This is a genomic window from Cohnella herbarum (assembly GCF_012849095.1).
In the GTDB taxonomy this organism is placed as follows: domain Bacteria; phylum Bacillota; class Bacilli; order Paenibacillales; family Paenibacillaceae; genus Cohnella; species Cohnella herbarum.
On record NZ_CP051680.1, the window covers coordinates 1,988,054 to 2,003,301 of the forward strand.

Genomic DNA, 15,248 nt, shown 5'->3' on the forward strand with positions numbered 1-15,248 from the left:
CGTTCTTGTATTCACGACGTCCAGCTCCCTTAAGCCCGAAGGGCGGCCGAGATGCGGTTAGGGAGTTGGATGTGTCCGGCTGTTCCCACTTCCCTGTTCTGAGTTCACTCCGATCGAATCCTCTTCAACTTCTGTCGGACCGAGGGCCGAATGGCCCGATGCGTGAATATGGTGTTATCGGATGTTCCCCTCTTCTCGAATTACTTACACAGTTCTATTGTCATTTCAATTTCTGATTTTTCATTCTCATCTATTATTTCAACTGTTACTTCAGTTATTCTCTCAGAAAAAGATTCCACTAGGCTTTTACAATTTTTATATGCTTCATCTAATTCGTTTAAGTCTTTCGTTCTTCCGAGAGTTAAATGAGGCTTGTAATTTGTTGTCTTCAAGAAATCAGGGTAATAATCACTTAAAATTTCTGTATAAAGTTGTTTATGTAGTTCTACCAGACTCTCCGTTCCTTTCGTGATATTTAAGAACAAATAATTTCCTTTTTCTATCGTTATTCCTTGAAGCGTCAATTTGAATTGCTTTATATGTCTTATCGATTTCCTAATATGTCCCTCTAGTTCACATGTTGCAATTGAACTTTTGAAAGGAAATACTAGGGTAATATGTGGGTCAACATAACCATATAGGGGATCGTAGATTTTTCGAATCTTCTCGATCATTTCTTGATTAGTAAAATGAGTGAAGATCATAATGCATCTATGAATCATTAGATTACCCCTTCTATAAAATATGTTATTAAATGCTTTTGGGGAATTTCGGATAAAGTTCGTGTATTCACGACGTCCAACTCCCTTAAGCCATAAGGACGGCTGCGACGCGGTTAGGGAGTTGGATGTGACCGGCAGATCCTACTTCCCCGCTGCTGAACATGCCTCCTCTAATCAACTTCTAACTCCTGTCCGGACCGAGGCCGAATGGCCCGAAGCGTGAATATTGTGTTATGCGAAGCTCTTAACTCCCTTGCAATGACTTACAAATTCTTCATTATTAGTTGTCCTTTTATTCTTTCAACAATTTCTAATGTTGTAAGTGTTCCATCTATAACAAAATCTGAATCAGGTTTCACTGATCTTACCATCTCTAAATATGCTGTTCTTGCCTTTATTAAATATTGTTCTAAGTCATTCTGAATGTCATTTGGATTGTCTTTAAAATCTCTGATTAATCTTCTTGCCATTGCAATATCAAGCGGTGTATCAACGTATATCGTGAAATCTAAATATTCCCGCATGCTTATATTGAGATAAGAAAAAGGATAATCAAGCAATACATATTTCAAGTCTTTATTCTCTAAAAGGGATATGACATCTCGAGTGAAAGGACTAAGATTCCATTCATTATAATTTGCTCCGCGATCTACCCAATCACATATATCATTTGGACTTTCCTCAAAATCATAATCATCAAAGTAAAGTGCTGTTGCACTTACTAATTTCTCTTTCAACAAATTAGTTATGGTTGTTTTTCCTCCCCCAGAAACGGAGGAAATTGAAATTATCGTAGGTTTCTTAGCAGAACTCATAATATACATCCTCCAAAAAGAGTTAAACAATATGTTGTGGCACTTCAAGAGTTTCGCATAACGTTCTTGTATTCACGACGTCCTACCACCTTAAAGGAGCGAAGCGACTGGCCGCGATGCGGTTAGGTGGTAGGATGTGTCCGGCTGCTTCCGCTTCCTTGCTACTGAAAATTGAATCCTCTTCTGACTCCTGCCGGACCGAGGGCCGAATGGCCCGATGCGTGAATATGGTGTTATCCGATGCCTCCGACTTCTTCGCTTTACTCACAAATCATTCTTAAATCTATTAAATCAAGCCCTTAAATCAAGCTCTTAAATCAAGCTCTTATCTGGAATTGTATCCCATTCTCATTCTGTTGGCATTCGGTTATTTCTTTATCTGAATTAAATAAAAGAGCGCCGCAGCACCGTATGGTGCCCCCAAATCCACGCATGTGAAGCGAGTAATTTAATATTTCTTTTTTGATGTTAGAACCGAATGTAAAAGTAATACTGCTCCAACTATCAAGGTGACAAACACTACAGTCATGATAAAGAGCACTTCCTCTTGATCATGAACTCTATTAATTATTCCGAAAAACCAAAAAAGTTCTATGATCAAAATTACAATCCAAATATAAACGAAACTAGAATGATTATTTTTCAAACTTAATCACACCTTTCAAAATTGGGGTTCGAACTCGGAGGTTTCGGATAACGTTTTGTATTCACGACGTCCAACTCCCTTAAGCCCGAAGGGCGGCCGCGATGCGGTTAGGGAGTTGGATGTGTCCGGCTGATTCTGCTTCCCTGCCTACTGAAATTTCTTCTAGCGAATCTTCTCCAACTTCGGTCCGGACCGAGGGGTGAATGCCCCGATGTGTGAATATGGTGTTAGACGAAGTTCCTGGCTTCTTGATATACACTCACTAGTGTTCTTTGTCCCTTTCCTTGCTATTGAGAATACTTAGTTCTTTAATGATTAAATCCAATCGATTTATTATTCTTTCATCATTCTTTACCTGTATCTTTAGCGTGTAATGAATGGTCCCTAATCCTACGATCATTAGAAATAAAAACAAAATGTAAAGGAACATCAAGATCTCACCTTCTCTATTAAGGTTTAATCCACAATATTTATTATCAAGCGCTCCGTCGCTGGAATTCGCGACTTCTTCTAGGATATTGTTAATATTCAAACCATAATCTTTACCCCTACGTTTTACAAATTCTGTATATAGAAAAAAAACTCCTTCTCAAACGGAGAAAGAGTCGAAAAATAATGTGTTTGATTGAATTCTGTAATGCTCTCAGGAATTTCGTCTAACGTTCTTGTATTCACGACGTCCCACCACCTTAAGCCCCACCAGGGGAGGCCGCGATGCGGTTAGGTGGTGCGGATGTGTCCGGCTGTTTCTGCTTCTCCGAATACTGAAGTGCCTCTTCGAAATACATCAGACTCCTGCCGGACCGAGGGACGACGGAGTCGTCCCGATGCGTGAATATGGTGTTATAAGATGTTGGCGCCTTCTCGAGATACCTGCAGATTCCATTATCATATGTATCTTGAAACAGTTTCAGGGTACTCACCATTTTTGAAACATTTCGCAAGGCAGTATCCGGCTTGCTTTATATAAAATCCATAGGGCCCATTATCACCTGAATAAGGTTTTAATTCTGAAATCATCTCGGCTGTTTTATCTAGTCTTATTTTTCCCATGTTTTCTTTCAAGTCATTCTTATTAGGAGAGAAGTAATAGATTACCTCTTCATCATTTTCTATTTCCTTAAATAAATAGGTGCTCCAACTCACATGTATCAATCCTTTTACTTAGAAATTATAGGCTTCCATGTCCCACCACTTCCATGATATGTTTCAACGCTGAGTTCAAACAATCTTAAACAGTTTGTACATTCAAACTTGTGAACTAGAACATCATCTGGGAGTGATTTTCCTTTTTGTATCTGTTCAAGATCACAATTTGAATCTACTAAGATAAGTACACTATCTTGAATAAACGTTTTTATTTGCGAAACAATATTAAAATATTCGTATGGATGATTAATTTCAATTGTTGTTGAGATATCTTCGCATTTATTACACATATTGAGCACTCCATGAATTTAATATTTGCGCCAGTTTCTTATAACGTTCGTGTATTCACGACGCCTCACCACCTTAAAGGAGCAAAGCGACTGGCCGCGATGCGGTTAGGTGGTTCAGGTGTGTCCGGCTGAATTACCCTCGGCTCTTCTTCATCGGTCCAGACCAGGGGGCGGAAAAGCCGTCCCGAAGCGTGAATATGGTGTTATAGGATGTCAGCGCCTTCTCTGAAAAACTCACATTTCACTTCAAAGTTGTAATCCATTCGTTATAAAATTCCTCGATAGATTCATTCAATATCTGTTCAAATTCTTCAGGTTTTCTGATAATTTCGTTTAATATTTTCACCCCATATTTGTCATTAATGAAATTTACTATTAATCCACTATAAAAATATGCTGTTCCTCCAAAATCGTCGAAATATGTTGGACTCTTTAATTTGGACCTCTGTCAAGATAGTAGACACAGATTTTCTTCCTATACAGCTTGACCAGGGTACATACGTTCGTAATCAGAAGGCGTGTGGTACCCTATCGTAGAATGGATACGTTGATTGTTGTAAAAAAACTTCGATGTATTCAAAGATACTCTTTTTCGCTTCTTCGCGTGTTTGGTATTTATTGAGGTAAATTAGTTCCTTCTTCAATACGCTGTGAAACGACTCGATGCAAGCGTTGTCGTAACAGTTTCCCTTGCGACTCATGCTACCAGTCATCTCATAAATCTTGAGTTGCTTCTGGTAATCATGGGATGCGTACTGGCTTCCGCGATCCGAGTGATGCAGCAATCCTGCGCCTGGCTGTTGACGGCCATGGGCTTGCCTTAGAGCCTGTAGCACAAGCTCTTACGTCATCCGTTCACTCATGTGCCAACCGACAATCTTACGCGAGTACAAGTCCATTACGCTCGCCAAATAAAGCCAACCCTCATCGGTGGAGACATACGTGATATCAGTCACCCACTTCGCATTCGGTTTACTTGCAGCAAACTCCCTGTTCATTACGTTTTCTTGAACCGGTAGGGAATGCTTGGAGTTGGTTGTTGCCTTGTATTTCTTTACGGTCTTGGAACGGATTCCATTCTCCTTCATGATACGGGTGAAGGTACGACGAGAGATGTTGACACCTTGTTGATGCAATCGTTCGGTAATTTTAGGGCTTCCGTATAGCTGCCTATTCTGGTCGTACACTTCCTTGACTTGGTCCGTCCATTCCTTGTGCTGACGCTCACGTTCACTCTCAGGGCGTCCTAACCATTTGTAATAGCCGCTACGAGATACTTCCATTATGCGGCACATCTTCTCCAGTCGGTACTCGGAGCGGTGTTCGTGGATGAACGTATATTTTACCGACGGTCTTTCGCGAAGAAGTGCATCGCCTTTTTTAGGATTTCATTCTCCTCTTGGAGATCACGAATATATTTTTGCATCTCTTTTATTCTCTGATCTTCTGGGACTAGCGCTTGTATAGCAACGATTTCTGGCTCACCGCCATACCTTTTCTCCCAGCCATACAAAGTATTTGCATTAATCTTAAGTTCCCGACCGATCTCTGCTACCGACTTCCCACTCCTTTATATATTTAACTGTTTGCTTTTTGTACGCTTCATCATGCTTGATCTGTTTCATAGACACAGTGTCCTCCGCTCAGTTATTGAATCTAGTATAATCTGTGTCTACTATTCACTCTAACTCCATTCTGCTTCTTCTAGAATAGTAAAAGAATTAAACTGCTAGTCGTAAATTCTCAATGGATGGTTGTCTTCTAGTTCGTGATAAAATCTATTAGGGATCTTTGACTCATTCAATCTTTCACTTATAAAGCTTCCGGTCGTTGACTTGCCCGACCCAGGTATGCCATCAATTATTATTAATTTTGTCTTCACAGAAACTACTCCCTGTATGATCTATTGGCTTTGCGTTGATTTCCTATAACGTTTCCGTGTTCACGACTTCCCACCACCTTAAGGTCACGAAGTGACCGGTCGCGATGGGGTTAGATGGTGCGGATGTGTCCAGCTGATTATGCTCCCATGAAAATGCCTCGGGCGGACCGAGGGCCGAGTGGCCCTAAGCGTGAATATGGTGTTATCTGAAGGAGCTCCTGTTAAACCCACAATTCGCCTTTATTCATTAAGACAATTTCTTGCTCCATGTATTATGGTCTTTATGATTATCCGATCATTATGTATTTGATAAATCAATCAATACCGATGTATAAAAATTTCCCGCACCTCAGGATCGTCCATTTCTGGAACTACACGTCCTCGATGCGGGAAATCATTTAGTGTCTGTGCTTTATCCATTACATCATCATAAAATGCTAAGGCATAATACATGGAATCCTGAGAAATATATTCTACAATGTTTTGTAAATCTTTATACGCCGTTACGGTCCATATTATTGTTTGTTCAGCCATTTATCCATCCTCGCTTTAACCTCGTCATGGGATAGTAAATTGCCTTCATCAATGTCCTTCTGTCCTTTTTCAATTTTGGATCTGACATACAATGTATACTGGATGTCTTCAATTGAACAGTTCTCAGGAAGTTTATCAATCATTTGTTTTACATCATCTTTTAACATGTTAGCATCACCTCAGCTACATTATATCATAAGGGTTTTGGTTTGATGAATTTCAAATAAGCTTCGCTCTTTCAGATAACGTTCTTGTATTCACGACGTCCCACCACCCTAAAGGAGCGAAGCGACTGGCCGCGACGCGGTTGGGTGGTGCGGGTGTGTCCGTTGAATAATCTTCCTCGAAATGCCTCTGTGGACCGAGGGCCGAATGGCCCGATGCGTGAATACGGTGTTATCAGAAGTATCTGCCATCTTGAATAAGCTATTAAAATCTCTCGATTAGTACACTATTTCTGTTATATCTATTTCATCTTCTATTGACTGCATGCATGGCTCACATAGTTGTTCTTGTATTCACGACGTCCAACTCCCTTAAGCCCGAAGGGCGGCCGCGACGCGGTTAGGGACATTACATCTCTGAATCCACATCTAACTCCTGCCGGACCGAGGGCCGAATGGCCCAAAGCGTGAATATGGTGTTATAAGATGTTGGCGTCTTCTCTGAAATACTCCACAACTATAAAAAATGTCCCTAACTATAATGTCAGGGACTTACTCTAGTTGTCATTTATATATGTCTCCTCTTGGACCTAGGCGTACTACATATATGATTAATTCATTGTTTTTGATTTCATAGATAACTCGGTAACTCCCCACACGAAGTCTATAATAATTGCCTTCCTTACCTTTCATCTTCTTAGTATGTGGGTTTTCGTATGGCTTCTCACTCAATTGTTGAAGTGCATTAAAAATTCTTCTAATAGTATCTTTCTCTAGATTCTTTAGTGACTTCTCTGCTTCACCCGAAAAGATTACCCTATATTTCGAGCTCACGTTGTAAGTCCTCCAATGATTTAGTCCTGCCGCTTTGAAGATCAAGTTGTCCTTGTTCAATAGCCTGGATATCTTCAGGTGTTAAATAGTCATCTTCTTCATCTATTTGTTTTTCCAGTAACCAGGACAAAAAGCTCTTCGCTACAACTTTATTCTTATCATTCAAATGATCTAAAATTTGCTCAAGCTCATCATTTGGGACACTCATGACTTGTACCCCCTTTGAATTATCATTCTTATTATACGCCAATATATAAGGATGCTCCAGATTTTAGTGTTTTTATACTTCATCTCGAGTTACTCGTAGAAATCGATCTTGCACCAATTTCTTATAACGTTTCCGTGTTCACGACGTCCATTCACCTTAAGCTGCAAGAGTCCTGCGACTAGCACGATCTCGGCCGGCCGCGATGCGGTTGGGTGAATGGATGTGTCCCGGCGATTGCTTCTTCGACTTATCTCCCGGGATCAAGGCGGCTTGTCCGCCGATGCGTGAACATATTGTTATCGGATGTCCCAGCCTTCATTGATAAACTCAATATTTATTTTCCTTTACATTTAGAATATTTCTAATAAATGGGGTTGCTTCTGAAAATTTCATTTCACGGTATTCAAACCTATCATATATTCCTCTGCCAATTAAGGTTTCATAACGTCCTTTAATTTCCCCTGTGTTATTCGGATCAAATACCATAAATCGTTTTATTCTCGACTTGCCAGCTGTTCCTAATGCAAATAAATATCTAAAAAAGGCATCGGATTCTGGAAGAGAGTAACCAATTACAAATATATTTCTAGCAGTACTTAAGTCCTCTGCCGCTTGGGTCCAGACATTTGTAAGAGTGCCTTGATAATCTGTTTTGTTCCAAGTTGGAGGGACAATTACAGGAATATTTTCTACAGATTCGTTACAATGACTTAAGTCGTGTAAATGTTCACTTGGAGTAAGTAATACATTCTTTACTTCACCTAATAACCGACTCCAATTGTACTTTCTAAAATAATCATTAAAGTTATAAGGAAGTACTTCTTTACAATGTTTGCATCTACCCCAATTAATTGATCCATGCAATTTTAAATAATGGAGTCGACTTCTGTCATTAGAGTGAGACAAGCAATAATCTGGACTCTGACTCGTGTAATGTAAAGCAAAATCCAAAGCAACATCATAATTAAATGAAATTATTGAAGAAGTACTGTTATTTGAATTTGAAGCTTGTAGATCGTTTATTAGATTAGCAAATTCTAGATATGATTTTGTCGGTCTTATATGCTTATCCGATGCTGGTAACTTTATTGTTTTTTCAAGGGTTTTAACAATCAATTTGATAAGTGATTCTCTAGCAACTTCAATTTCATTGCCCGTCCTCGTGCCAAGTCTATTGATAATTCGAGCCATTTCAATAGCTCCGAAAAGCGTTTCAATATTGTCCAATTTTAAATAAGATTTTGAATGAATAATCTGCAAATCAGATATGATAGAGAAAACTTCTTGAAATGCTTCTCTTTTTTCATTTAGTACATTTGTCATTAACAATTCCTCGGATATATCAAGGAAATTATTCATTAATGGTGCTCCAGATTCAAAAGATGCACCAGCACCTAGAATAAATACATTCTCTACCATGAATTGCTTCCTCCTAATTGCTTGGATTTCCGATAACGTTCATGTATTCGCGACGTCCATTCCCCTTAGATAGCTCCTATCTTAGGGGAATGGATGTATCTGCCTGAATTACCTCATCGAAATCACTCCTGGCAGATCAAGGGCCGCATGGCCCGCAGCGTGAATATGGTGTTATCTGCTGTTGCCCTCATCCTTGAGATTGCCCGACAATATCCCTGCTCTTCTGATAATTTCTATTCTTTCTTCTCTGCCTTCAATATTCTTTATCATATCTAAAGCGGTTTCAAAATTCATTATTACATATCCAGTCTTTTCATATCCTTTTGGTATTTCACAAATCCTTTTTACAAGTGTTAAGAAATAAATAGTGTATCCGTTAGATTCCTTCCAAAACCAGCTAGCGAAGGGCACTCTAATTTCAGTTAATTCAATTCCTGCTTCTTCCATCACTTCTCTATCTAATCCATCTTCTATTGTTTCGTTCTGTTCTAATCTCCCACCAATTGTTGTGAGTACTTTCTCTTCTCGATCCCAGACCATCATCAAGTTACCATTATCAAGGAGTGGAATGCAGTGAACTCCGCCTATTGTGTCCGGCTGCTTCCGCTTCCTGTATCTGAGTTCACGCCTATCGAGTCCACTTCAACTTCTGCCGGACCGAGGGGCGAATGCCCCGATGCGTGAATATGGTGTTATCCGAAGTTCCTGACCTCTATGAGTTACCCCGAAATGAAACCTTTCTCTTATATGCATCTTCTAATATTTCTTTAATTCCTTCAGCTTTCTTCGTTATGAATGTATTCCAAAAAATCTGTCCTTTACGCGCTAATTCTACCGGCGAATAACCATCTGGATCAAAACTCCCCAACATCCATCTGTTGTAAGCTTATCCCAGCCCATAAAATCAGCATATTTTCTGTTTTCTGTAGGAATTTGAGAACCCATTGAAAGTAACTTCACTTTATCTGGACATAACCACATTGCTGTACATACAGACAATAACCCGCCGTGCATTTCATTTAGCCCTTCCAGTCCTGAGGCTTGAATAGCTGTCTGCCAAGCATCTCCATTATGATTTGGATGAATCAATATAATTTCTGGATATTTATAGTTAATATGTTTGATAAAAGATCCTTCCCAATAGGAACCACCATGTCCTGAACATAAAACAAACTTTTTAAATCCTTGTCGTATTAGTCCAGTCACAATCTCTTCTAATAATAATGTTATTTGGTTCGGGCTAATTGTTACTGTCCCTTTAAAATTCGCATGTTCCTCAGAGGTATTAAACGGTAAAGTGGGTAATACATAAGCATTTAATGCTTGCCATATTCTTCGGCATAGAGTTCAGCTATTACAGTATCCAAGTGCATGGGCAAATATGGACCAAATTGTTCGGTTGCACCTACAGAAATAATAGCGGTATCAATACCGCTTTCTGATAATTCTTTGGTTGTATTCGTATAGTTCAACATAAAAGAATCTCATCCTTGTCTTTTTATGGTCTCAGGAATTTCGGATAACGTTCTTGTATTCACGATGTCCAACTACCTTAAGCCAGAAGGGCGGCCGGGATGCGGTTAGGGAGTTGGATGTGTCCGGCTGTTCCCACTTCCCTGTTCTGAGTTCACTCCGATCGAATCCTCTTCAACTTCTGTCGGACCGAGGGCCGAATGGCCCGATGCGTGAATATGGTGTTAGCTGATGCCACCCCTTCTTCGAGCTACAAACGTGATCCAATTGCTTTTGAATTCTATTTCCTTATCATATTTCTTTTCTTTCATAGATTGAGGTAGATAGCTCTTATAAAGGATCTCCCAACCATGATATAGATTCTCTAGTAGTAATATTGTTCTGTCTGTTTCTAAATTAAGTTCTATTAACCCGTCAGCAGTTTCTTGAGTTTCAATATCTATTTCCTTTACTTCAGTACTCATTAATATTGCATTTATTCCGTTGTCTTTTGTTCCTGTAATCATCCGATTTACTACCATCTTTAATGCTTCCACTGAAGATACATGTTCTAAACAAGAACAAGCGACTATGTAATCAAATTCTCTAGGGGTTATTAAGTACTCTTCTGCATCAGCAACTTCCGCAATGATCTGATCTTGAACATTATACTTCCTAGAATTTTCAATCAATAAATCTATTGCAGTTGGGATCAAATCAACACAAGTAATCATTCCATTAAGATTCTTTACTATCTGAGCTATTGGAATGCTATTTCTACCTACTCCACAACCAAGATCAAGTATTCGTATATTTGGGTTATTCAGTAAGTCTAGCATTTTCAATACGATCTTGACTGGCCTAGCTAACCAAGTTCCAGGTTCAAAGAGCGTACTCTCTAGGTAAAAAGATTCGTGGTATTTGATCTCTTCTGTGCGAGCTTGAATAAATTTATTCATAGATCACCTTATCTTATATAGTTTATTCGCACTTGGGTGGTTTCAGCTAACGTTTGTGTGTTCACGACGTCACACCGACTTAAGGCGACGAAGTCGCCGGCCGCGATGCGGTTAGTCGGTGCGGATGTGTCCGGCTGATTCTGCTTTACTGCTGCTGAAATTACAACATCGATTCCACTTCTTACTTCAGTCCGGACCGAGGCAGCTTGACTGCCGATGCGTGAATATAATGTTATCCGATGCCTCTGTCTTCCTGAATTTGCTTACATATGAGTTCTTAATATAATTCTTTGAACTCTTCATGACTCCCTAAATCATCATGATTATCTTGATCTCTTCGAGTTTTTGATCTTCGTGAGTTTTGAGTTTTCATTTAAATAAAAATAGCCCTTAAATGGAATTGTAATCCATATCAGAGCGTTTATCATCACTTATTTACATATACACGGTTTACGATTCTGTCTCTGTCCGATTTGTAGAAATCGTGTCACGAGTAATACACGCTTCAATCAATTAGCTAATTTACAAACCTATGATTCCATCTATTCATTTTTTACTTTTCTTCGATGCCATCCAGAAGACAAGTATCACAATTGGGATAAAGATGAACCATGGAATGTTGATCGTACTTTCTGTGATAAAGGCGAGACCCAACAATCCTATGGAACCAAGAATAAGCCAGAGACACCCTCTTCCCAACGTTTCCATTCGCGTAGTTCCTCCCCTCCAAAATTGGATTGTAGATTTCTTAATCAAGTATTGTAAGTTTATTTCATTAATGAGTATCACATACCAAGAATACAAGTGCTTGATGAGCTGATTGTAACCGATCTTTTCCTCAAGCATCTACAATCAGAATAGTCACTCGGAGGTTTCGGATAACGTTTCCGTATTCACGACGTCCCACTGGCTTAAGGTTCCGCAGGAACCGGCTGCGCTTGCGCAGTTAGACAGTGCGGATGTGTCCGGCTGATTCCGCTTCTCTGCTACTGCCAATTGCATCTTAGAATCCACTTCTAACTTCTACCGGACCGAGAGCCGAATGGCTCGATGCGTGAATATGGTGTTAGACGAAGGATCCTCCTTCTATGAATCTACATTCATCTCCATATATTCATTAGTTTTTGATAGATAGTGTATTGATTTTCTTTATTCGTCTTTATTCTTAAATGTATTTCTTCAATGCTTTCCTTTTCTTTTTTACTTAAAAAGACATATTGGTTAACTTCTAATACTAATTTATTGCTATACCACCTTTCAATCAGTGGTAATATTTCTAATCTTTCTTTTTCATTTTCAATGCTCTCTTTAAATCATTAAATGTTATTTCATATCCCGAGTTTTGACTGTACTTATGAACAGTCACTTCGGTTTCTATGCTACATAAGGGACAGCTTATAAACATACCGATCCTGTAGTGTTCAGCCTCAAATAATGATTTTCATTTTATGCACCTGGATTTGATTAAATTTTTCGCTCATCTTAGGGGAATGGATGTATCTGCCTGAATTCACTTCCTCGAAAACTCTCCTGGCAGATCAAGGGCCGAATGGCCCGCAGCGCGAATATTGTGTTATACGCTGTTACTGCCTACTTGAAATACTTAACTATTTATTTGAAATAAGACGATTTTGTACTTTTCTAGATAATTTCCAATAGTCTCTTAAATTATTATCTTCTGACTTAAATAATGAACCTATTTCAGTAAATTTGTTAGGATTTGTCATCAGTTCAGATTGATTTAGTAGGCTATATTGATACCTTAAAAAAGTAAAGAAATCACTTGTAATTGCTCGTCCGTCTTCATAAATAATATTTGATTCAATCCATTTATCATCAACTTCTTCTGGATTATATTCTTCTTGTAAACTCAATAATGCCTGATTATACTTTTCCCATTCCTCAAGTAATTGCCTATTATGTTTTGAGTAGTTACATTGAACAATCATTGAATTTGATGTATAAAAAAGAATCCAAACAAAATCTGCTCTTACTAATTTATTTGATAACAGATCATTCTTATATCTTGAAAATAATGAATACAAATTTTCGAATTTGTTAGAATCAATAATAGAGCTTGGTCGTAGATCTAAACATATTTTTTTACAAATATCAGCAATTTCAAAAAAATAATTGCAGATAAGAATCACTTCTTTCATATTGATCTTTAAGCTCTGCAGTAATTGCGCATAACGTTCGTGTATTCACGACGTCCATTTCCCTTAGATAGCTCTTATCTTAGGGGAATGGATGTATCTGACTGACTCGGCTTCCTCGAAATCTCTCCGGGCAGATCAAGGGCCAAATGGCCCGCAGCGCGAATATGCTGTTAGATGATGTGGCTGACTTCACTGACTACACATTAATGAAAAAATTAAAACCGCAATTTGCGGTTTTATCAAATAAACTTTGTAGTTATATTAGTCCCATTGATTCAAGTAATTCGTATTTATTTTTTGGTATACTGCGAGTCAAATCACCATTGATTACATCAATAGCTTCCCAGGACGAATAAATTACAAAATCATCTGAAGTAGGTATTATTCCACTCCAGTCATAGTTATTTAATTCATATGCTATTTCGAATCGAAGATTTTGTGATACTTCCCACCACTCTTCATATTCTTCTTGTCCACCAAATATTTCAATAAGTGTATTCTGCTTTTCTGGGAAATTTGGATCTTCCGACTCTAGACCGATTTGATAATTAACTGGCATTTCTCCAAAATTCCATAAAAGCCACTTGTCATCAGTACCTTCTTCTTCAATCATCTGCTTTCGGTAGGATTCTACCCCTAATTGTATCAATCCAATGACGGGTTCGTCATCAGAACCATATAGTGCGATATAACAAACTTTATCTCCCTCATCAAGTTTAATACGCTTTACGGCATTCGGAATACTAATCAAAAGATCTTGTTTAAGTTGAACAAGAAACTGTCCCTTAATCATAAAAATATAACCCTCCATATTGCAAGATAGAAATAATTTCGACATAAAATTCCATTTACCTTCTAAATAATGTAATTGGAATTTGATGAAAGTATTATTGATACGCTCATTATTAATGTATTTTAAGAACTTTCAGCCATTTCATCTAACGTTCTTGTATTCACGACGTCCAACTCCCTTAAGCCCCAACGGGGCGGCCGCGATGCGGTTAGGGAGTTGGATGTGTCCGGCTGCTTCTGCTTCCCTGTGTTTGAGTTCACTTCCATCGAATCCTCTCCAACTTCTGCCGGACCGAGGGGCGAATGCCCCGATGCGTGAATATGGTGTTATAGGATGTCAGCGCCTTCTTCGAGTTCACCCCAGAAAATCAATTATTCTGTCTTTATATTCATCCCATTTGTAATTCTCATTTCTTATTATTAGCTTTGAAATATCCCATTCCTGAACGATTTTGAATACAAAATCCTGATTTATAGTCCAGAACTTCCCGGCTTCTACAAAATCGTTATCTGTATGAATTCCACATACACCTTGAGTGAATTCAGGTCCACGAATCTCACAAATCCATCTCCAATTTTGTTCTACATTCACTTGGTAAAAATAGATTAGAACGGGATCAAGCCGACTTAAAATAGATTGTATTTTCTTTGTCAGATCCAACAATCTTTGTTCTTCCATTTGCATGTTAAAAGCAAATCCAATTGTGTCTTGAAATACATAGCTCTCCATAATTGTGATTTCTTCTCGATCTAATTTATCATTAATAAAATCACTAAAGAGTTGCTCGACCTTTGCAGCGAACCATTCTGCTTCTTCTAGAATAGTAAAAGAATTAAACTGCTTGTCGTAAATTCTCAATGGATGGTTGTCTTCTAGTTCGTGATAAAATCTATTAGGGATCTTTGACTCATTCAATCTTTCACTTATAAAGCTTCCGGTCGTTGACTTGCCCGACCCAGGTATGCCATCAATTATTATTAATTTTGTCTTCACAGAAACTACTCCCTGTATGATCTATTGGCTTTGCGTTGATTTCCTATAACGTTTCCGTGTTCACGACTTCCCACCACCTTAAGGTCACGAAGTGACTGGTCGCGATGCGGCTAGGTGGTGCGGATATGTCCGACTGGCTCTGCTTCTTTGCTGCTGAAATGCCTCGCCCCGCTTCAGACCGAGGGGCGGCTCCCGATTTTTTAAACGCAGGCACAGGAATATTATACCA

14 protein-coding genes and 2 pseudogenes are annotated in these 15,248 nt (G+C 38.8%); all 16 read right to left on the reverse strand.

Going from position 1 to position 15,248, the window contains the following annotated elements:
- Positions 1-200 precede the first annotated feature (200 nt).
- A complete protein-coding gene (locus tag HH215_RS08875; protein ID WP_169279569.1) occupies positions 201-722 on the reverse strand; it encodes a 2'-5' RNA ligase family protein in 522 nt (173 codons plus the stop codon).
- Between the two features lie 263 nt (positions 723-985).
- A complete protein-coding gene (locus tag HH215_RS08880; protein ID WP_375140494.1) occupies positions 986-1,537 on the reverse strand; it encodes a nucleoside/nucleotide kinase family protein in 552 nt (183 codons plus the stop codon).
- Between the two features lie 1,534 nt (positions 1,538-3,071).
- Positions 3,072-3,329 carry a hypothetical protein gene (locus HH215_RS08885; RefSeq protein WP_169279571.1) on the reverse strand — a complete coding sequence of 86 codons (258 nt, stop codon included), beginning with the start codon at positions 3,327-3,329 and terminating at the stop codon, positions 3,072-3,074.
- A gap of 768 nt (positions 3,330-4,097) precedes the next feature.
- Positions 4,098-5,247 (reverse strand): annotated as a pseudogene (locus HH215_RS08890) (IS3 family transposase).
- 575 nt (positions 5,248-5,822) lie between these two features.
- Positions 5,823-6,038: a type II toxin-antitoxin system RelE/ParE family toxin gene (locus tag HH215_RS08895; protein WP_169279572.1), complete on the reverse strand. Its 216-nt coding sequence runs from the start codon at positions 6,036-6,038 to the stop codon at positions 5,823-5,825.
- The gene (locus HH215_RS08900; RefSeq protein ID WP_169279573.1) at positions 6,020-6,205 is read right to left on the reverse strand and encodes a hypothetical protein; all 186 of its coding nucleotides are present in this window, start codon (positions 6,203-6,205) and stop codon (positions 6,020-6,022) included. Before HH215_RS08900 ends, HH215_RS08895 begins: the two co-directional genes overlap by 19 nt.
- Positions 6,206-6,766: 561 nt before the next feature.
- Positions 6,767-7,036 carry a type II toxin-antitoxin system RelE family toxin gene (locus HH215_RS08905; RefSeq protein ID WP_169279574.1) on the reverse strand — a complete coding sequence of 90 codons (270 nt, stop codon included), beginning with the start codon at positions 7,034-7,036 and terminating at the stop codon, positions 6,767-6,769.
- The gene (locus HH215_RS08910; RefSeq protein ID WP_169279575.1) at positions 7,020-7,244 is read right to left on the reverse strand and encodes a hypothetical protein; all 225 of its coding nucleotides are present in this window, start codon (positions 7,242-7,244) and stop codon (positions 7,020-7,022) included. The genes HH215_RS08905 and HH215_RS08910 overlap by 17 nt, the downstream gene beginning before the upstream one ends.
- 327 nt (positions 7,245-7,571) lie before the next feature.
- Positions 7,572-8,663, reverse strand: a complete 1,092-nt coding sequence (locus HH215_RS08915) for a hypothetical protein (RefSeq protein WP_169279576.1) — start codon at positions 8,661-8,663, stop codon at positions 7,572-7,574.
- Positions 8,664-8,834: 171 nt separating this feature from the next.
- Positions 8,835-9,251, reverse strand: a complete 417-nt coding sequence (locus tag HH215_RS08920) for an NUDIX hydrolase (protein WP_256376736.1) — start codon at positions 9,249-9,251, stop codon at positions 8,835-8,837.
- A gap of 243 nt (positions 9,252-9,494) precedes the next feature.
- Positions 9,495-10,138 (reverse strand): annotated as a pseudogene (locus HH215_RS08925) (creatininase family protein).
- A gap of 222 nt (positions 10,139-10,360) precedes the next feature.
- Positions 10,361-11,074, reverse strand: a complete 714-nt coding sequence (locus HH215_RS08930) for a class I SAM-dependent methyltransferase (RefSeq protein WP_169279578.1) — start codon at positions 11,072-11,074, stop codon at positions 10,361-10,363.
- Positions 11,075-11,935: 861 nt separating this feature from the next.
- Entirely contained in the window at positions 11,936-12,076 is a 141-nt protein-coding gene (locus HH215_RS08935) for a hypothetical protein (RefSeq protein WP_169279579.1), read from the reverse strand.
- Positions 12,077-12,681: 605 nt separating this feature from the next.
- Complete coding sequence (locus tag HH215_RS08940) at positions 12,682-13,233, reverse strand: hypothetical protein (RefSeq protein ID WP_169279580.1); 552 nt, start codon at positions 13,231-13,233, stop codon at positions 12,682-12,684.
- Between the two features lie 256 nt (positions 13,234-13,489).
- The gene (locus HH215_RS08945; protein WP_169279581.1) at positions 13,490-14,026 is read right to left on the reverse strand and encodes a hypothetical protein; all 537 of its coding nucleotides are present in this window, start codon (positions 14,024-14,026) and stop codon (positions 13,490-13,492) included.
- A gap of 354 nt (positions 14,027-14,380) precedes the next feature.
- On the reverse strand, positions 14,381-15,019 hold the full coding sequence (locus HH215_RS08950; RefSeq protein ID WP_169279582.1) for a P-loop NTPase family protein: 639 nt from the start codon (positions 15,017-15,019) through the stop codon (positions 14,381-14,383).
- Between the last annotated feature and the right edge of the window lie 229 nt (positions 15,020-15,248).

Bases quoted from the DNA above. Each gene is read 5' to 3' on its own strand.
- HH215_RS08880 (WP_375140494.1), bottom strand. From the start codon at position 1,537: ATGAGTTCTGCTAAGAAACCTACGATAATTTCAATTTCCTCCGTTTCT.
- HH215_RS08935 (WP_169279579.1), bottom strand. From the start codon at position 12,076: ATGCAATTGGCAGTAGCAGAGAAGCGGAATCAGCCGGACACATCCGCA.
- HH215_RS08875 (WP_169279569.1), bottom strand. From the start codon at position 722: ATGATTCATAGATGCATTATGATCTTCACTCATTTTACTAATCAAGAA.
- HH215_RS08915 (WP_169279576.1), bottom strand. From the start codon at position 8,663: ATGGTAGAGAATGTATTTATTCTAGGTGCTGGTGCATCTTTTGAATCT.
- HH215_RS08930 (WP_169279578.1), bottom strand. From the start codon at position 11,074: ATGAATAAATTTATTCAAGCTCGCACAGAAGAGATCAAATACCACGAA.
- HH215_RS08900 (WP_169279573.1), bottom strand. From the start codon at position 6,205: ATGTTAAAAGATGATGTAAAACAAATGATTGATAAACTTCCTGAGAAC.
- HH215_RS08940 (WP_169279580.1), bottom strand. From the start codon at position 13,233: ATGAAAGAAGTGATTCTTATCTGCAATTATTTTTTTGAAATTGCTGAT.
- HH215_RS08910 (WP_169279575.1), bottom strand. From the start codon at position 7,244: ATGAGTGTCCCAAATGATGAGCTTGAGCAAATTTTAGATCATTTGAAT.
- HH215_RS08945 (WP_169279581.1), bottom strand. From the start codon at position 14,026: ATGATTAAGGGACAGTTTCTTGTTCAACTTAAACAAGATCTTTTGATT.
- HH215_RS08895 (WP_169279572.1), bottom strand. From the start codon at position 6,038: ATGGCTGAACAAACAATAATATGGACCGTAACGGCGTATAAAGATTTA.